This window comes from Bacillus sp. EB600 (assembly GCF_024494385.1).
Taxonomy (GTDB): domain Bacteria; phylum Bacillota; class Bacilli; order Bacillales; family Cytobacillaceae; genus JAEVLT01.
Map to the genome: position 1 here is coordinate 25,360 of NZ_JAEVLT010000014.1, position 19,431 is coordinate 44,790.

The window sequence follows — 19,431 nt, forward strand, 5'->3', positions numbered from 1 at the left end:
GATGATGAAGCTTGTTCCATCCTTAAGATTGCACCGAAAATTCATTCTTACTTTACTGTTGATTTGCATATTTGTTTGGAGTTTATTCTCCATTAGGTGGAATGCAGATTTATTTCACCCTGGCGGTATGGTTACACTGCTACAAATTTTCCGGGGACTCATCCATCCCGATTTGACACCAGACATATTGTTACTTGGATTATCATCAGCATGGATTACGCTTGCTTACGCCGTTGCTGGAATGTCATTGGCAATTATTTATGCTTTTATCGTTGGAATATTGGCATCTGGTACATTAACTTCAACAAAAACGGCACGGTTCTGTTCCAAAGTTTTCTTCAGAGGAATATTAGGATTCACCAGATCTATTCACGAACTTGTTTGGGCATGGCTGTTTGTAGCAGCAGTCGGTCTCTCCCCTTATGCTGCTATTTTGGCTATTGCCATTCCTTATGGCGGCATTCTTGGAAGAATTTTTGCTGATATGTTAGATGATGCCCAGGAGGAGCCTATTAAAGCGTTAAAAACTGCAGGCGCTTCGAGGCTGCAAATACTAGTCTATGGCTATCTTCCTTTAGTCTGGACGGATATGATCAGTTATACAATGTATCGTTTTGAATGTGCCATTCGGTCTTCGGCGATTATGAGTTTTGTTGGACTGGGTGGCCTTGGTTATCAAATTCAATTATCTTTGCAAGATCTAAAATATGATCAAGTATGGACATATATATTTTACTTAATTGTTCTTGTCATATTTGTTGATGGTTGGAGCAATCTGGTGAGAAGTGGACTTTCTGAAACCAATGATTATAAACAATTAGTTTCCGGGTGGGTCTCTTCTCTGTTTACCTTGTTGTTAATCATTGGCTCTTGGTTATATATTGCAGCTTTTCAGAATGTAAGCTTATTTGCGTTGCTTTCTAATGAAAACTTTGAATATGCTAAAAAATTTTTTGGCGGGCTTATAGGGTTAAATGATCCGCACCCGGCTTTTTTAGACAGTAAAAGTTGGAAAGATGGATTAAAGCTAACTCTTGAAACGTTAGAAATGAGTCTAATGGCAATTGGTTTTGCAACAATTGCAGCATTCTTGACAGTGATCCCTGCGGCAAGAAACGCTGCTAACGGAACATTATCCACATCGAAAAAATGGTATAGTTGTATATTATTCTACATTGTTCGTATCGTTTATATTTTTTCAAGATCTGTTCCCGAGTTAGTTTGGGCGATGATGATTATTTTCATTTTTAAACCAGGACTCCTCCCAGGAGCACTTGCACTTGCCCTCCACAACTTTGGAATTCTTGGAAAGTTATGGGCTGAGGTTGTTGAGGATATGGATCCCAGACCAATTCGTAACTTAGCATCTACAGGCGCATCTAGGGCTCAAAGTCTTTTTTACGGCATTGTTCCGATCGTTATGCCTCGATTTCTCACTTATATCTTATACCGCTGGGAGGTCATCATGAGAACAACGATTGTCGTTGGATTTGTAGGTGCCGGTGGTCTTGGCATGCAATTCAAGCTAAGCATGAGTTACTTCCAATATACAGAGCTAAGTCTACTATTAATTTGTTATATGATCCTCGTCATTATTGCTGACTTCGCATCTGAAAGTACAAGAAAGGCCGCTAAATAAGAAAACAGATATATTATAAAATCTCCGGGTAAACTTTAATGCTCGGAGTTTTTCTTTTAATTACAATTTTTTAGTTTAATTATGGTATTAAGAAACTTTCATAAGGCTTGTCATATCTCACTTTGCTATTTGCATAGAATGGTTATCAGATAGATTTAAAGGAGCACGATGACATGAAAACGAAACCTTTATTACTATTAATGTTGATCCTCATTCTTGGGGTTACTGCCTATCTGGATTCGCCTTTTTCCTTTCTTAACAAAAATTACTCATATACCGCTGATGAACCAGCTGTTGCCCAGCCTTTGAATCAAAGTGTGTCCACAGATAAACCAGACATGGAAGAAAAATTAGTAAGAAAGGAAAAGATAGATGGGTATATTGTAGAAACATACCGCGAATATGAAGTGTATAAAGATGCGGCAGGAAACGTAACGAAAAAAATACCAACTTCGCAATTTGATGAACTCAAGTATTGGGACTACAGCAACAAAAAGAAATGACTAACGGTAGTCATTTCTTTTTGTTTATTAATTCAATTGCTTCATTAATATCTGTGGTTGGTTTATTACAGATAAAGTTTTCGCAAACGTAAACGGTAGTTGACTGGTCAATCGGGTGGTAATCTTTTGTATACGGAGCCACTGTTGCAAGTTTTTCTTGATCCTCACTAACAAGGAATGTTACCTCTGGATGAAATCCTGTCTGAAGCTCCTTTATTAATGACTGAGCGATCTTATCGTTCTTTGATTTCAACACAATGACTTCCTTCATTCCCATCTGCGTCATCAGATAAGTCTGCAGAAGAAAAGCATGTCCTTCAGGGTATTGAGTGAGCTGTTTTGCGTTGGCATCAAATAGCCGCTGCACCTTCTCTTCTAATTGATATTCACCTGTTAAACGAGCCAGACGAAGCATCTGCATTGCTGCGACACTATTTCCGGATGGAATTGCCCCATCATAAGCTTCTTTCTGGCGTATCAATAATTCCTCATTATCACTGCCATAAAAGAAAAAGCCACCTTCTTCTTCATCCCAGAATAAATCAACCATTTCTTTTGTTAAATTCTTTGCCCTTTCGATATAATCAAGCTCCAATGTTGACTCATACATTTCAATGTACGCCCATAAAAGAAAAGCATAATCATCGATAAATCCCTTATTCCTTACCTCACCCTCGCGGTAGCGAACCATCAACCGCCCGTTCTTAAACAAATGATGATCAATAAACTCAATAGCCTTTTTGGCAGCAAGAATATAGTCCTGACTCGCTAAAGCTCGTCCTCCCTTAGCAAGGGCAGCAATCATTAACCCATTCCAGGATGTCAAAATTTTATCATCTTTGTATGGGTGTATCCGTTTTTCTCGGTGTTCAAATAATTTTCCTCGGGCCAGTTCGAGTTTTTGAGCCAACTGGGTTAAGTCTTGTCCATTTTGTGCCGCGAATTGATCAAGATCTATTTTGATTAGGTTAGGAATGTTTTTACCTTCAAAATTCCCGCTTTCAGTAATATCATATACATGGCAAAATAAACTGCCCAAATCATCCCCAAGGACTAGTCTAATTTCAGAGGGTGTCCAGACATAGAATTTTCCTTCCTCCCCTTCTGAATCCGCGTCCTCAGCGGAATAAAATCCACCTTCATGATGCTGCATATCACGAAGGACATAGGTGAAGATCTCTTCAGCAGCAATTTTAAACGGTTCATTCTTTGTAACTTGAAATGTTTCTAAATAGGCTATCGCTAATAAGGCATTATCATAGAGCATTTTTTCAAAATGTGGGACTAAGAACTTTTCATCAGTTGAATACCTGGAAAAACCGTACCCTACATGGTCATAAATCCCGCCTCTTGCCAGACCTGTAAGTGTTCTTACAACCATATTGAGCGCATCTTCATCCTTGCTATAGACATAATAGCGTAAAAGAAAGGTTAACGAATGCGGCATCGGAAACTTCGGTGCCTGTCCAAACCCGCCATATCTTGGATCAAATGTGTCAATGTAGTGGGAAAATCCTCTTTCAACAGCCTTCATTGAGACCTGTGCTGAGGATTTCTTTTTTGTGTTCGGTTTAAGTGCCTGAAGAACACTCCCAGTTACTTCTTTAATATGATCTGGATTTTCCTTAAACTTATTTGACAGCCCGACGATCACATCTTTAAATCTTGGATAACCAAAACGGGCTTCTTTTGGAAAGTATGTACCTGCATAAAACGGAACTTTCTCAGGCGTCATAAAAATACTAAGTGGCCACCCCCCGTGACCGTTCATCATTTGACAAACATTCATATAAATCGAATCAATGTCGGGTCGTTCTTCCCTGTCCACTTTGATCGAAATAAACCGCTCATTTAAAAGAGCGGCAACTATTTCATCCTCAAAGCTCTCGCGTTCCATAACATGACACCAGTGGCAAGTTGAATAGCCGATACTTACGAATAAAGGCTTGTTTTCTTGTTTTGCTTTTTTAAAAGCTTCGTTCCCCCATGGGTACCAGTCCACTGGATTGTGTGCGTGTTGTAGCAAATATGGGGACTTTTCAGCGATTAACCGATTTGTTTTTTTGTTAGTTGGCATTAGCTACCCTACTTTTTATGGATTATCGTCTTTGTTAATCTACCCCTAACCCTAACAAAATAAAATACTCAAACATAAAATCTATTCTTAACAACTGTTATATTCTTACTTAAATATGCCCAATTCTGAGGTGCTGGCAAACTGATTTGCCAATAAGTGGTTCCAACTAATTTGTAGATATCAATAAGGTTATACTTTTCGATATAGCTTCGAATGTCTTCGAACCAAACAATATTCTCTTTAGTGCCACTCCAATAACGGTACCATGGTGATTTAGCCGTATTATCGAATTGAATCGTTGCTCTTTTTGAAATCGCTTGATTTTGTGCAGCAAGCGCTGATAATGCCTGCGTTGTATTTGTCATGACATCTTTGTCATATCCGTATAGCGGCATAGCAATTAGCAGTTTTTGTGGGTTAAGTTTGGTTAGTGCATACTTAATCACTTGTACTACCCACCAATATGGTGCGATCGGATCAGGCGGGCCGCCCGGATAGCCATAATCGATCGTCATTACGGCCATAAGATCAACCGTTTTTCCAATTGCTGCATAATCGTAAGCCCCGACAATCCGATTTGTAGGTAAATCCGCTGCTTTGGCATGAACGTTCACATGTAATAGTAGGTTGCCTAATGATCTCTTTAATTCAATTAGGAACAAATTAAAATCATGGCGCCTTGCTGGGGGAATAAATTCAAAGTCAACACTGACACCGCGAAACCCTCTATCTGTTGTAAGTTTGACAATGCTAGTCACTAAATTCTTTCTATAGATTGGACTTTCCAGAACTTTTCCTGCCAGCTCTGCATTGAACCCCATGGCCGTATAGTTTCTAATCATCAATAATGGGATAATGTTTTTTTGTTTGCATTTTGCTACAATTGCGGAATCGTCTACTTCATTAAAAGCAAAACCCTCATTTGTAAATGAGTAGGCCACTACCGCTAAATAGGTTATTTGTCTGGAGAGTGAATCTATTATAGAAAGAAGAGTGGCAGTTTTTGCTGAAGGAACTAAAAACCCAAGAGTAGTAATGATTAATTTTTTTGTTGAGGGAATGTATATAACCTGATCGATACGAAGGTGATTCAGATCTAATCCTGGATTAGCAGTACGTATCAATGAAAGACTTGAGTTAAATTCTTGGGTCAATTTCCAAGGGGTATCACCTGCTTTTATCCGATATGCACGTATTGGTAGTGTATTGTCTGGAATATAAAGAGAAAGACCAGGAACAACAACTGCAGCAGATGATAACCCGTTTACATCAACAATTGATTTAATTGAGACTCCATAGAGTTTTGAAATAGACCACAGATTCTCACCACTACCTACCACATGAACAGACATCCTCGTCCACCTTCCTAAATCAGTTTATTACCAAAATATCCGTAAAGACCATATCTTATGTCTAAAATTATTTTTTCATTTCCTTTAAAGGGCTCATAATTAAACGGAAAGCATCCGTTAGTGAAATACATTTTGGACAAGCAAGGCCATGAAAAATTACAAAACAATATTGGTAATACTGGAATTAAACTACTAAAGACTTATTCCGTTGATCGTGATATAGTATTTATTGTCGCTTCGGACAAATTAAAACGTGAAATGGTGAGTAGTCGCGGTTCCTTAACTGGAACTGAGGAAAGTCCAGGCTCGCACAGTGCTGAGATGCCTGTAGTGTTCGTGCCATCTGCAAGGGTGGGCAGTTGATTCTGTTATCGACTGACGGCGGTGAAATCATGCTAAGTCCTTCGGGATATGCTGAGAACAACCTGAAAGTGCCACAGTGACGGAGCTTTTCTGGAAACGGAAAAGATGGAACGGGTAAACCCCTCGAGCGAGCAACCCAAATTAGGTAGGGGCATCATCCTGCGGTAAATGAACCTAACGGATGAATCGACCATTGGTCGATAGATAGATGACTACTACTTCCCTGTACAAGGCTTGCTGCCGATTGAAGTACGGAAGTACAAAACCTGGCTTACAGCCATTTCATGAGCTGATTTTATCGTTTTATAAAAAAACACATACTGATAAGATCAGTATGTGTTTTGAATTTTAGATTAAAATCTTTTTGCATTTACTGCGTCATCCGCAAATCCTAATCCCTTTACCATCGCATTGTATGCAGTCAAAATCTCTTCATACAAAGTTTCTGCATGTTTCACGTCAACTTCTGCATCGAAGTTTCTACGAATACATTCAAAATCGTCACTAAATAACTCCAATTTTTGTATGAATACTTGTACCTCTGCTAATTGTTCAAGATTAGAATCAATATATGTATACACATCAAATGAATGTTTGTTCGCACAAAATTTTTCAAATAAGTCAGAACGTTCTTTGCTTTTCTTCTTAGCACTATGCTTCAAATTCTTCATGCTTACTAACACGTTCTTTCCTTGCTGCACAATTACTTCTTGGAGTTTATTTGCTGAAACCATTCCTATTACGACCTTTCTCAAATTACATACCATGTTAATTAATAAAATTAGTAGGGTTTACTGCCATTTATTATTATAACACAGTAGATAAGCGAAAAAATAAATAGTGAATTGTACTGAATCTTCTTTTTATATCTAATAGGACAATTATACTCTAGCTCTATCAAATACTGTACGTCCCGCAACAACGGTTTTCACTGCTTTTGCAGCCAACATATTTTCTGATGTTCCATCAAACAAATCACGATCAAAAATAGAAAAGTCGGCTAGGTAGCCAGGTTTAATCAACCCTCGCTCATCTTCTTTACAGATTGCTTTTGCACTGCCATTTGTATATAGCTGAATAGCCTGGAAGCGTGATAACTTTTCCTCCGGTACATAACCATCATGATTTGCAAATGGTTTTTTACGCTCTACAGCTGCATAAATAGAAGCAATAGGATTAATATCTTCTACAGGAGCATCTGTTCCAGCTGCACACATCAACCCGCGATCTACTAGCTTTTTCCATGGATAAGCCCAGTCCAGCCGGTCTTCCCCCAGCCTGTCAATCACCCACGGGAAGTCAGATGGTACAAATGCCGGTTGAATATCTAAAACCACCGGTAATTTTGCCATTCTTTCAACTAAATCTTCACGCAAAACACAGCAATGAATCAAGCGGTCTCTTTTACCATTTGTTAATCGATATTTTTCAATTACATTGAGTACCTGTTCTGCCCCAGCGTCACCAATGATATGTACTGCAACAGCTTCATCATATTGACGTGCAAGCTTCACTAACTCTTCAAATTCTTCATCTGTTTGTATTAATAAACCACTATTATCGGGTTGATCAGAATAAGGTTTGGACAATGCTGCGGTAGATCCGCCTAATGCACCGTCAGCAAAGACTTTCATCGCTCCAGGTTCAATAAATGGTTCGTCAAATTTTGCATTTGCCTTCATCATTTCTTCGAATACCGCATTATGGCGCAGTAATGTCACTCGAAAGTGATGTTTTTCTCCAACTACTCGATGAAAAGCAGTTAACGGATTCGTAAACTTTCCAAAATAGTGCATATCCTCAGTGTGCCCGCCAGTTAAACCATAGGAAAGCATTTGATCAATTGCAAGGGTAAGAGAAGCGGTTAAAGAATCGATATACTCTTCACCTTCTTTTGGTAAGGCTTTAGTAACGGCATTCGTGGCTTGGTCATATAATAGACCATTTAACTTACCATTAGCATCACGTCCAATTTGACCGCCTGCAGGGGAGTTGCTATCTTCAAAAATGCCGCCAGCTTCAAGTGCAGCGGTGTTGCCCAAGATTACATGATGGCAAATCCTAGTTAAAAGAACCGGTTCCTTACGGATTGCATCTAACTCCCATATGGCTGGAATTCGTTGATCCGCAAAGTTATTTTCATTTCAGCCTTCACCAAATAACCATTTATCCGTTGGTGTATTCTTAGCTGCCTCTTTTACCATTTCAAGCATTTCTTCAGCTGAAGTGGCTTTCGTTAAATCAAGGCGGATTAGCTTTTCACCTTGGAAAATCATGTGAAGGTGGCTGTCAACAAAACCTGGATACATCGCGGCACCTTGCAAGTCAATTTGCTCATCCGCCTCATCACTTAACTCATCAAATGTACCGATAGCGATAATTTTATCATCCTCAACTAGCACTGACTCTACGGTGTCATTTTCGTTTTCCATTGTGTAAATTTTCCCGCCATACCAAAGTTGTTTCATAGAAAAGATTCCTTTCTAAGTAAATTTATGATCTTATATACATTCAAAATGTCTCCATAAATAGTGTTTATTTAATTTGCCCTAACAAATGGAAATGACACTAAACATAGGTTAGTGACTTACTCGTGGTTATTATTAAAAGATAAACTTCACATAAACAAATTATAAAAAGAAATCAACCAATACAATTAGAACATTTGTTCATTTAGCTGCATTGATTTTTTAAATACGTTATGTGTATTTAGCACATAGTACAATTAGATAGAACTCGAACCATAAATCCTCTCAAAATAATAATTATTTTGTAATTCTTATGTATGCTCCGACCGCCTCAATAATAAATATTATTTTAAAATTAACGAATTGCACCGAGATTGGTGAATTAAATATCAAGAATAACTATAAATGTTCGTTTATGTAGATTTTCACTTAATTTGCTCCTAATGTCTACCTGGTAGCTGAATATGAAACGTAGTTCCTTCCCCAACAATACTGTCCACCAAAATAGATCCCGCCGTGTTCATGGATGGTTGTATATACTTGATTCAAGTTTGTAAAACAAGATCATTCAGCAGGTGCCACAAAAATGTACTTTTACTTTTAATCCCAATTCTGTTACTATCAAAAACGAGGGTTTACGAGTTAAACTGGAATTCAATCATTCAAATCTCTGAACAAATTATGATACATAGAAATTAAAAAAGGTAGGATATAAACAATGGATAAAAAAATATATTTGTTATCTTCTTGTATTCTTACTTTACTGACAGTTCCTCTTACAACAAGTGCTGAAACGGTTCAATCTAATCAACAATTACAAACACAACAACAGATAGAAACTGATTTATCGGGAGTAACACAACAAAAACTTCAAGTTCAGGAAGAAATTGAAGCGACAACAAAAAAATTAGCAGAACTAGATCAACAAATAGCAGAATCAACTGCCAATATCCAAAAAAAAGAAGGAGATTTAGCTGAAATACAAAGGAGAATGGACAGTTTAAACAAAGAGGATAAGAGAATCACAACTTTACTTACTAATAGAGAAAGAGAATTTAAGGACCGTGTTTCTTCCTATTATCGTACAAAAGGTCAAATGTCTTTTTTAAATGTGATCTTTTCTGTTAATAGTTTTGGGGAGTTTATCGATCATTTCGTTTCTTATGACAAAATCGTAAATGGTGATCAGCAATTTATCGAAACGTACATTGCTGATCAAAACAAAGTAACTGGCATTAAAGAAAATGTAAAAGCATTACAAAACTCTACGATCCAGGAAAAAGCTGAATTAGAAGCAATAAAAGCGAGTCAAGAGAACGACAGAAAAGAAAAAGAAACTTTGTCAACTTTCTTAGAAGAGAAGAAAAAACAGCTGGAGAAAGAAGAACAGGAAAAAAAGTTAGCTCTTGAATTGTTACAAAACAATGGGACGGAAATCCTTGCTTTAATCAATAACAATGGCAGCGATCATACTGCTAATGTTCAATTGATAAATTCTATTATCGCCCCATTTATTGCTGATGCCCAAAAACTTCAACAGGAAAAAGGAGTTCCTGCTTCGATTACTTTAGGTCAAATCATATTAGAAAGTTCAGGCAGCTATAATGGTTTATCTGGTCTCGCTTTTCAAGCAAAGAATTTATTCGGGATAAAAGGAACAGGCTCAGCGGGTTCGGTAAATTGGGATACAACGGAATTTGTAAATGGTCAAAGTATCGTAACAACTGCCCAATTTGCTAGTTATAGCACATATTATGATAGTATGGTGGATCATGCAAACCTATTATTAACACCAAGATATCAAAAGTATTTGAAGAATGCTGCTAGTATTATAGATTATGCACACGGCATTCATGACGCTGGATACGCTACTGACCCAAACTATGCAAATAAATTACTAAAGATTATTTATCAGTATGATTTATTGAAATTGGATGTTTAACTTCAGTAATTTACTATAACCGTTATTTGAAAGGAGTATTCGAGCAATTGATTCAGTTTCAAAACGTAACGAAAGTATATCCAAATGGCGTCCAAGCCCTTAAAAAGATAAATCTCCATATCTTCAAAGGAGAATTTGTCTTAATCATTGGTGAGAGCGGAGCAGGTAAATCTACCCTAAATAAACTGATTACAAGAGAAGAAAAGCTAACGAGTGGAGAAATTATTGTAAACGGTATAAAGATATCAACTTTAAAAGCAAAGAAAATCTTCCTGTTGAGAAGATCCATCGGGATGGTTTTTCAAGAATTTCGTTTGTTATCAAAAATGACAGTCTATGAAAATGTCGCTTTTGCTCAAGAAACAATCGGAGTACCAGTGAATCTTATTCGCGACAATGTGGCTCAAGCATTAGAAAAAGTTGGGCTTACCGCTAAAGCAAATAATTTTCCTAAGGAATTATCAGGCGGTGAACAACAACGCGTAGCCATCGCAAGAGCCCTTGTAAACCAGCCTAAAATCATTGTTGCAGATGAACCTACTGGCAATTTAGATATCGTAACAGCACGGGAAATCATGAGGGTTTTTGAAGAAATAAATCTTCAGGGTACAACGATTGTCATGACTACTCATAATACAGAGTTTATCAAACGGTCAACTAAACGAGTCATTTTAATCGATAATGGAAGCATACTTCGTGATTATAAAGGGAAGGTGCTTACAAGTTGAAAAAGGACACTTATTTGCATCGGCATGTAAGAGAAGGAATAAATAATTTTAAAAGAAATGGCTGGATGACTGTTACTTCAGTTAGTTCCTTAGCATTTATGATATTCCTCGTCGGGGTTGCTTTTTTACTCTTATTAAATTTAAATCATATAACAACGAAAGTGGAGAAAAATGTAGAAATACACGTCTACCTTGTAGATACTAACTCGAATGACATAAAAGCCTTATCGAATACCATTCGATCCTTTGAATATGTCTCATCTGTTACATTTATTTCAAAAAACGAAGGACTTCAAAGTTTTATGAAAAACTTAGGGGATGAAGGGGCAGCCTTTCAAACTTTAAAAAAGGACAATCCCTTAAATGATGAATTGGTAGTTAAAACCCAACAGCCGCAGGATATAACTACCGTAGCGAAAAGGATTGAAAAACTAAAGCTAGTGGATAAAGTAGATTACGCAAAAAATGTGGTAGGTCCCTTAGTTACGTCAACGAAATTAGCTCGTTTGATCGGGGCAATCTTTATTATTTGTCTCACCTTCATTGCGGTTCATTTAGTAACTAATACGATAAAAATAACGGTTTTAGCAAGAAAAGAAGAAATTCAACTAAGAAAGTTGATAGGAGCTACTAACCATTTTATTCGAATTCCTTTTTTTATAGAAGGATCACTCATTGGACTTTTAGGAGCATCGATTGCATCCATCCTGATTGGGGTCGGGTACTACTTAGTTTTCACCTATTTCAATAAATATATAGATATTACCCTTATTGAGCTGATTTCTCCATCCAGACTTGTTCCCATTTCCTGTTTGAGTCTTTTAATTTTAGGTATTTTAATTGGAATATGGGGAGCCATTTCATCTTTAAGACGGATAGTAAAAATTTAATCTTAATTTGGGCACCCTACTATTTTAAGCATTTTAAACTAAAATAATGAAAATACAATAAAGACCTAGCGGAAACCGCTAGGTCTTCCCTATTTTTACAGGGTAGTTGCCTTTTTCCTTGCCTTAAAAAATTTAATTGCGTTTAAGATAATTGTTTTAGACACTGCATAAGTAGGTACAGCCAAAACCATTCCTAGGACACCAGCAAGATTCCCTGCCGCAAGAAGGATTATGATAATTGTTACTGGATGGATATCAAGACTTTTCCCAAGAATAAGGGGTGATAATACATTGGATTCTACCTGTTGTGAAATTACTAGCACAATCAATACTAACAAGACTTTGGTAGGTGAATCGAAAAATGCTACGATTACTGCTGGTGTAGCACCAATGATCAGTCCAATATATGGAATGAAGTATGTAAAAGTAACTGCTAAAGCCATTACCAGTGCAAATGGTAATTTAATGATAAGATATCCGATCAGCGACATTGCTCCTACTGATAAGGCAACGGCGATTTGTCCATGTATATAAGTGGAAAGTGTCTCACCTGTCTCTTTTAAAATTGTTAAACCCTCGTCCCTCAAAGTAGCCGGAAAAAATTTCAAAAACGATACCTGAAACTTATTACCATCTTTTAACATGTAAAACAACAAAAAAGGCACAGTGGCAAGAATAACAGCAATATTGGCGATTACACCCAATATATTCGTGATACTGTAAGTAATCGTCTCTGGCAAAGTATTAGCGAAGCTATTTAATTTTTGTTCGAAAGATTGAAAAAGATTTGGTTGTGATTTTATTATCCATTTAAATTCAGATGTTTGAGCTAGGTTGTTAAAATAATCAATTGTTTTATTCGCATATCCAGGAAGTGCCATTGCAAGGGCAGCAAACTGTTTACTCAAAGAAGGTACTACATTGCCGATTATTAATACAACGATCCCAATTATAACGACATAAATAATTAGAATTGCAATAAATCTGGGCACTTTCTTGCGATGAAGAAAATTAACCACTGGATTAAACAGAAAAAAAAGAAACCCTGCAATCAGAATCGGAAAAAATAATGTTGAAATGAAGATACCTATTGGCCGAAATAAAAAAGTTATCTTTGAAGAAACAAAGATTATAGTTAAGATCAACAATATCTGGACTAACCAGAATTGAAATTTACTTTTCAACTGATTTCCCTCAATTTCTACCTTAGTTTTGTTACCGGGCTAATTTATAATGGACCGTTCTATAAATCCACTTCCCCTTCTTATGAATGGCTTTGTGGTATTAATTTAGCAGTTGTTTTCTTTCATTCAAACAATAGCATAAATTGTCTGGTTGTTCTATACTTACAACGTTTTTTTGATGATTCCTCCACTAAAGCTTATATTTACTACATAATATATAGATATGATAGTATAGAAAAAGCAGTTAAATAACAGGTAGGAAGTGGAAAATAGTTGAAAAGTAAAAATGCGCTGCCCATCTTGTTTCTTGTTATGTTTCTTGTCTATATTGGGTTTGGGATCATCATTCCAGTTCTACCCTTTTATGCTGAACAACTTGGTGCCACACCAACTGAGCTTGGCTGGTTAATGGCTGTTTACTCGTTGATGCAGTTATTGTTTGCACCAATGTGGGGAAGAATATCGGACCGAATTGGCCGTAAACCTGTCATGGTATTTGGAATTATAGGTCTTATCCTTTCTTTCTTTATGATGGCCGTTTCAACCAATTTGTTGATGCTATTTGCAGCTCGCATTATTGGGGGTTTTCTTACATCAGCAAATATGCCGACAACGATGGCCTACGTTGCTGATATTACAACCCCTGAAAACCGTGGAAAGGGCATGGGTATTATCGGAGCAGCAATTGGGCTTGGCTTTGTATTTGGTCCGGCAATCGGTGGTGTTTTTTCCAAAACCAGTTTGAGCCTGCCATTTTATATCGCTGGTATTTCTTCAATTATTACTTTATTACTAGTAATAATCCTGCTAAAAGAATCTTCAACCGAAGAAAGCCGGCGCGAGCACTCTGAACAGAACACCTCTTTATGGAAATCTTTCAGTGGAGTACAAACTATTTTATATATCCTCCAGTTATTTATATCCCTTTCATTAGCAGGATTAGAAGCAACATTTGCCTATTTTGCAGCTAAAAGAGCGGGAATGGATTCCACCCAAATGGGCTATGTTTTTATGATTATGGGGGTTGCTCAGGCTATTATACAGGGAGGTTTAATGGGCAGGTTAACAAAGAAATATGGAGAAGGGATCGTCATTCAAGGAGGGATTATTGTTTCGGCAGTCGGATTTGCGACGATTTTATTAGTCGATAACTTTACAACTGCTGCCATTTATTTAACCATCTTTGGTATTGGAAATGGTGTTATTCGTCCCTGTGTTTCATCACTTTTAACAAAAACCTCAACCTTTGGTCATGGAAGTGCCACGGGACTCCTCTCATCGTTCGATTCACTTGGCAGAATTGTTGGACCACCACTGGGTGGATGGATGTTTTCACTAGCAATTGGTCTTCCCTATATTTCAGGTACAATTATCTCTATTCTCGCTTTCATCCTATACCAAATATATAGGCTTAAAGCAAAGAAATTGGAAACTGTTTAGCCAAAAGAAATGGTCCCTTTAAGTATATTGGGACCATTTTTTGGCTATGATCAATAAAGTTAAATGGTCAATCGTGGCCATGCTTGCCTTTGTGTTTCCCTTGATCTTTTTCTTGTTTCCATTCGTTTTTAGCTTTCTCTTTCCCATTCCCATGATCTGCACCGTTGTTTTGAGGTCCAGCTTTATCAGCTTGTGTTTTTTCATTATCATTATTCAGGGAGGATGGAACATCATTATGATTTCCACCTTTAATGTAAAGTTCATTCCCCACTCTATATACACTTGATGGCTGTTGAAAGCTGTTATTATCAGTTCCGAATGCTTGCATCATCAACTTAAACATGATTTGCGAAATTTTTGTTGTATCTCCAAGCATATAATTGCCTTGTTCATTTTTCGCATAGCCGGTCCAAACTGCCATCGTATATTGTGGTGTATAACCAGCAAACCAACTATCATTTGTCGCACCCGCTGGGTATCCAAATTGGGCAATGGTCTTATCGTCAAAATTTGTTGTGCCTGTTTTTCCGGCCACATCTAGGCCTGGAACCATTGCTGTTGTTCCAGTCCCAGAATTTACAACAGACCGCAGCATATCGGTCACCATATAAGCTGTATAATCATGCATTACCTGTTTTGGCTGTGGTGTAAAGCTAGTAACCGTTCCATCAGGATAGACAACCTTTTGGACAAAATGCGGTTTGTTATATACTCCGTTATTTCCAAATGCACTGTAGGCTCCAGCCATCTCTAACGGATTCACCGGATTACTTCCAATCGAGTAAGATTCATAAACCTGATCTTTAGCAAAAGTAACACCAAGTTGTTCTGCAAAATTCTTTGCCTTATCCATTCCTACCTCTCTCAACGTTAGTAGTGCAGGAATATTATAGGACCATTGAAGTGCTGTTCGGATTGTCAACATTCCATGATATTGATGATCCCAGTTTGATAGAGATTGACCACTTGAATATGTGGTCTCCTGGTCATTGATAAGGTGTGCTGTCGACCATTTTAAATTTTCAATCGCAGGTCCATAATCAAAAATCGGTTTAAATGATGAACCTGGCTGGCGATTAATATCAACTGCAAAGTTGTTTCCCCGGAATGCAGCTTGATAGTTATTACGCCCGCTTCCTATGGCACGGACTTCACCAGTTTTCGTATCTAGGAATACGAAAGCTCCCTGAAAGTTAGCATTAGGATAAGCGATAATAGCATTTGTGTTCATCATTTTGTCCGCATAACCCTGCGCTTTTGGATCTAAAGTCGTATAAATAGATAAACCATCCGTGCTGATATCTACATCCTTTAATTTTCCTTCCACTTCTTTTACAGCAGCATCCAAAAACGCTTCGTATGGCATACCTTGTTGGTTAGTTTTCGGAACAAGCCCTTCCGTTACCGGAACTTTCATTGCGTCCTGCAGTTGTTTCTCCGTTATATACCCCTGTCTATGCATGGAGCTCAAGACAAGATTACGCCGATTCGTTGCAGCCTTTTGGTCTTCGGGTTTGCTCGGATCATAATTACTTGGACTTTGTGGGAGACCAGCTAACATGGCAGCCTCTGGCAGCGTCAATTCTTTCAAACTATTTGCTTCGATTCCGTAATAATTTTTCGCTGCAGCAGCCACTCCGTAAGACCTGTTTCCAAGGTAAATCTTGTTTAAATACATCATTAAAATCTCGTGCTTGGAATACTTTTGTTCCAACTGATATGCCAAACTCCATTCCTGCACTTTGCGCTTTAGTGTTTTCTCAGGCGTCAAAAATGAGTTTTTTATCACCTGCTGTGTAATGGTACTTCCTCCCTGTGATCCGAAGTCACCAGTTACGTTCTCAAAAATCGCTTTAGCAGTCCGTTTTATATCGATACCATGATGCTCGTAAAAATGGGCATCTTCGGTTGCGATAAATGCTTGTTCCAAAACCTTTGGAACCTGATCATACGTAACTTTTGTTCGCTTTTCCTTTCCGTATTCATAGATAAAATTTCCATTTTTATCATAAAATTTCGTCGAAAGCGGATCTACTAGTTTTGAAGGATCTATTTTAGGGGCATCCTTAATCATACTAGCGAATGCAATTCCTCCTACCCCCACTAAAACTACCCCAAGCAGCAGGCAGGCAAGTAAAACTTTTTTCAGTAAGGATCCTTTTTTGGGTGCTTTATTTCTTCTGTCTTGTTTTTGTCTTGTCTTTTCAGCTTGTTTTCGATCCTGACGATAACGATATGTTTCTTCCGACATTCATTTTCTCTCCCATGTGTAAGTTTCTCTATCTATGACTATCTTAAAAGTCAAAAGTTGAAATAAACGTCTGTAAATAGTGACGAGTTAGACGACATTATCAATATAATGTTATAACAGTACAATTATATTGATTCGCAGAAAGACTTATTTTTAAGGGGTGATACTAATAAAAACTTTTAAAATACTGTAGTAGTACCCACAACGGCACCGTCGGCACTGGCACTTCCTCGAAAAAGCTAACGCTTTTCCTTCGCGTAGGAACTGGAAGATAAAAAAGCAGTAAAAGGAACATTTGTTCTCTTACTACTTTTATTTGTATTATATAATGTGTTTTTAGCACATAGTACAATTAGAGATTTATTAAAAAATTTATTGATTTTGAATACGTTCGTTAAATTCGTTAAACGCTGTGTAACCTTGTTGTTCAAGACGCCAATTCTTTGCCGCTACTTCGATTAAACTGGCAATGTCCCTTCCAGGCCGAACTGGGATTTCAAGGTGAGGGATGGAAACATCTAAATACTCAACGACTTCATTTGGATGCTCGATTGCATCATAATACTTCTTCTCATCCCAAGCGGATAAGATAATATCCAAATTAATCGCGGTTTCATCTTGAAAAGCACCAGAACCGTAGAGTCTGGGTACATTAATCATCCCAATTCCCCGCAAGGATAAAAAATCACGGTTATTCTGATTATGTGTTCCAATTAGTGATTCAGGATCGATTTTTTTAAGAATGACTAAATCGTCCGAAATAAGGCGATGTCCTTTTTCAATTAAAGAAAGAGCAGATTCGCTTTTTCCAATCCCACTTTCTCCTCTGATTAATAAGCCCACTCCAAAAACATTCACACAAACTGCATGAATCCCAATACTTTTAGCTAACTCTTTTCCAAGATAATTATTCAGTTTGCTAATCACATTTGTTGTTTTTTCCTTTGCCCGAAGAAGTGCCACTCCTTCTTCACTGCAATGCTTGATTAAATAATCAAGACCTTCTTGGTTGCGCGTAATGATAATACACGGCGGGCGTTTTTTAATGACTGTTCCGATTCTTTCATCACGTTCTTCTTCAGTTAATGTATGTAAATATGTAATTTCCTGTTTTCCTAATAATTGGATTCTTTCTTTTGGAAAAAATTTAAAATATCCCGTCAATTCTAATCCTGGTCGATGAATATCATCACTGTCGATGACGCAATCAAGTCCTTTTTCACCGGCAAGGATTTCTAATTTTAATTTATCTGCTAATTGTTTTATGGTTATCGTGTTCATATAAGCTCCCTATCTTTCTAATTTGGTCCTTACAATTAATTTTCCCTAAATTGTGAAAAAGACACTAAGCATGTTGCACAGTGTCTTATATTTAACCATTCATTTTCTTAAAGCAAAACTGGAACGGCGGTACGCTGTTCGATTGCCGCGCTAAATTCTGCTGAAAGGTTGTCGATGATTTGTTGTACAGGTAGAATTTCTTTTATTTCATGGACTCTTGCACCGGCAAAAACAAGACCATTGTCAAGATCATCTTCTACAACTTTCAACATAGAATCTAGTGTGCAAAAACTGTATGAACAATGTTTAAGGCAATCCCTGCAATTCTTTATTTTGACTTTGTTAGGACTCGCGATCATATCCGTAAATGGATTTGCAATAGCTCTTCCTGGAAGACCTACAGATGATTTGATTAGAACAATATCTTCCTTTCGAGCATCTACATATTTTTGCTTCATGGACATGGGGGCATCACATTCGTTACTTGCCACAAATCTAGTACCCATCTGTACCCCAGATGCTCCAATTTCTAGGGCCTTCGCAATATCCGCGCCAGTCATAATTCCTCCAGCAGCAATGACAGGAATCGAAACCGCTTCCACTACCTCTGGAAGAATATCAAACATCGGTCTGTCTGTTCCAAGATGTCCACCAGCTTCAAATCCTTCAACGACAACAGCTGCAGCTCCAAGTTTTTCGGAAATTTTAGCTAATTTTGCAGTAGAAACGATGGAAAGGACGGGTATGCCAGCCTCTCTTCCCCATGAGTACATATCTCTTGAAATCCCAGCACCAGAAATAATAAAGTCTACTTTTTCTTCTAGAGCTGCTTTCATTTTTTCGGCAAAATCATTCATTGCAAATAACACATTCACTCCAATGTATCCAGGTCCTTTTAGTGATCTTTTAGCTTTTCTTATATGATTTCTCATTTCATTAACGGAAATTCCTGTACCAGAGATAATACCAATCCCGCCAGCATTTGCAACCGCTGAAGCAAGCTTGCTAAGTGATATACCTACACCCATCCCACCTTGCATAATGGGAACTTTAGGTGTCATATGCCTGATCGTTAATTGTGGAAAGTTCAATGCAATTCCTCGTTTCGAATGATTATAGTAGGATAACTGTTTCGAGTGTAACATGATATATTTATATCGAGTAGTGACGTTTGTCATGAAAATTCATAAAGTAAAAATAAAAGAGCATTTATCCTATTTGCACTAGTTTAATAGCGTAAAGCACAAATGGTGAATTAGGCTAATTACAACATTTAACGGGTATGTCTGATTTTTTTACTAATTGCAATTTAA

Annotated in this window: 13 protein-coding genes, 1 other RNA gene and 1 pseudogene; 7 read left to right on the forward strand and 8 right to left on the reverse strand. The window is 37.5% G+C overall.

Annotated elements, in window-relative coordinates:
• The first annotated feature begins 1 nt into the window (after position 1).
• Positions 2–1,639 (forward strand): PhnE/PtxC family ABC transporter permease, encoded by a 1,638-nt coding sequence (locus JN080_RS15205; RefSeq protein WP_256236857.1) that lies wholly within the window; start codon positions 2–4, stop codon positions 1,637–1,639.
• 173 nt (positions 1,640–1,812) lie between these two features.
• Positions 1,813–2,142, forward strand: coding sequence for a hypothetical protein (locus JN080_RS15210; protein ID WP_256236858.1), 330 nt, complete (start codon positions 1,813–1,815; stop codon positions 2,140–2,142).
• Positions 2,143–2,152: 10 nt separating this feature from the next.
• On the opposite strand, the gene JN080_RS15215 is transcribed toward JN080_RS15210, so the two are convergent.
• Positions 2,153–4,219, reverse strand: coding sequence for a thioredoxin domain-containing protein (locus JN080_RS15215; RefSeq protein ID WP_256236859.1), 2,067 nt, complete (start codon positions 4,217–4,219; stop codon positions 2,153–2,155).
• A 68-nt stretch (positions 4,220–4,287) separates the two neighbouring features.
• Positions 4,288–5,571: a glycosyl hydrolase family 18 protein gene (locus tag JN080_RS15220; RefSeq protein WP_256236860.1), complete on the reverse strand. Its 1,284-nt coding sequence runs from the start codon at positions 5,569–5,571 to the stop codon at positions 4,288–4,290.
• Positions 5,572–5,828: 257 nt separating this feature from the next.
• On the opposite strand from JN080_RS15220, the gene rnpB reads away from it, so the two are divergent.
• An RNA gene (gene rnpB, locus JN080_RS15225) (RNase P RNA component class B) lies at positions 5,829–6,213 on the forward strand.
• Positions 6,214–6,287: 74 nt separating this feature from the next.
• Here the strand turns inward: rnpB and JN080_RS15230 are convergent.
• Complete coding sequence (locus JN080_RS15230) at positions 6,288–6,668, reverse strand: hypothetical protein (RefSeq protein ID WP_256236861.1); 381 nt, start codon at positions 6,666–6,668, stop codon at positions 6,288–6,290.
• 147 nt (positions 6,669–6,815) lie between these two features.
• Positions 6,816–8,402: pseudogene (locus JN080_RS15235) on the reverse strand (amidohydrolase).
• Between the two features lie 718 nt (positions 8,403–9,120).
• Between JN080_RS15235 and JN080_RS15240 the strand changes: the two are divergent.
• The 3 genes from JN080_RS15240 to ftsX are packed head-to-tail and all read left to right on the forward strand — an operon-like array spanning position 9,121 to position 11,962.
• Positions 9,121–10,344 carry a glucosaminidase domain-containing protein gene (locus JN080_RS15240; RefSeq protein ID WP_256236862.1) on the forward strand — a complete coding sequence of 408 codons (1,224 nt, stop codon included), beginning with the start codon at positions 9,121–9,123 and terminating at the stop codon, positions 10,342–10,344.
• A gap of 47 nt (positions 10,345–10,391) precedes the next feature.
• Positions 10,392–11,072: a cell division ATP-binding protein FtsE gene (ftsE, locus tag JN080_RS15245; protein ID WP_256236863.1), complete on the forward strand. Its 681-nt coding sequence runs from the start codon at positions 10,392–10,394 to the stop codon at positions 11,070–11,072.
• Complete coding sequence (gene ftsX, locus JN080_RS15250; protein ID WP_256236864.1) at positions 11,069–11,962, forward strand: permease-like cell division protein FtsX; 894 nt, start codon at positions 11,069–11,071, stop codon at positions 11,960–11,962. The genes ftsE and ftsX overlap by 4 nt, the downstream gene beginning before the upstream one ends.
• 95 nt (positions 11,963–12,057) lie before the next feature.
• Here the strand turns inward: ftsX and JN080_RS15255 are convergent, their stop codons facing one another.
• Positions 12,058–13,146, reverse strand: coding sequence for an AI-2E family transporter (locus JN080_RS15255; RefSeq protein WP_305473978.1), 1,089 nt, complete (start codon positions 13,144–13,146; stop codon positions 12,058–12,060).
• A 273-nt stretch (positions 13,147–13,419) separates the two neighbouring features.
• On the opposite strand from JN080_RS15255, the gene JN080_RS15260 reads away from it, so the two are divergent.
• Positions 13,420–14,586, forward strand: a complete 1,167-nt coding sequence (locus JN080_RS15260; protein WP_256236865.1) for an MFS transporter — start codon at positions 13,420–13,422, stop codon at positions 14,584–14,586.
• A 67-nt stretch (positions 14,587–14,653) separates the two neighbouring features.
• Here the strand turns inward: JN080_RS15260 and JN080_RS15265 are convergent, their stop codons facing one another.
• The 3 genes from JN080_RS15265 to JN080_RS15275 all read right to left on the reverse strand — a co-directional run bounded on the left by JN080_RS15265 (position 14,654) and on the right by JN080_RS15275 (position 19,263).
• Positions 14,654–16,837, reverse strand: coding sequence for a transglycosylase domain-containing protein (locus JN080_RS15265; RefSeq protein ID WP_256236866.1), 2,184 nt, complete (start codon positions 16,835–16,837; stop codon positions 14,654–14,656).
• A 372-nt stretch (positions 16,838–17,209) separates the two neighbouring features.
• Complete coding sequence (hprK, locus tag JN080_RS15270; RefSeq protein ID WP_256236867.1) at positions 17,210–18,118, reverse strand: HPr(Ser) kinase/phosphatase; 909 nt, start codon at positions 18,116–18,118, stop codon at positions 17,210–17,212.
• 107 nt (positions 18,119–18,225) lie between these two features.
• Positions 18,226–19,263, reverse strand: coding sequence for an NAD(P)H-dependent flavin oxidoreductase (locus tag JN080_RS15275; protein ID WP_256236868.1), 1,038 nt, complete (start codon positions 19,261–19,263; stop codon positions 18,226–18,228).
• Between the last annotated feature and the right edge of the window lie 168 nt (positions 19,264–19,431).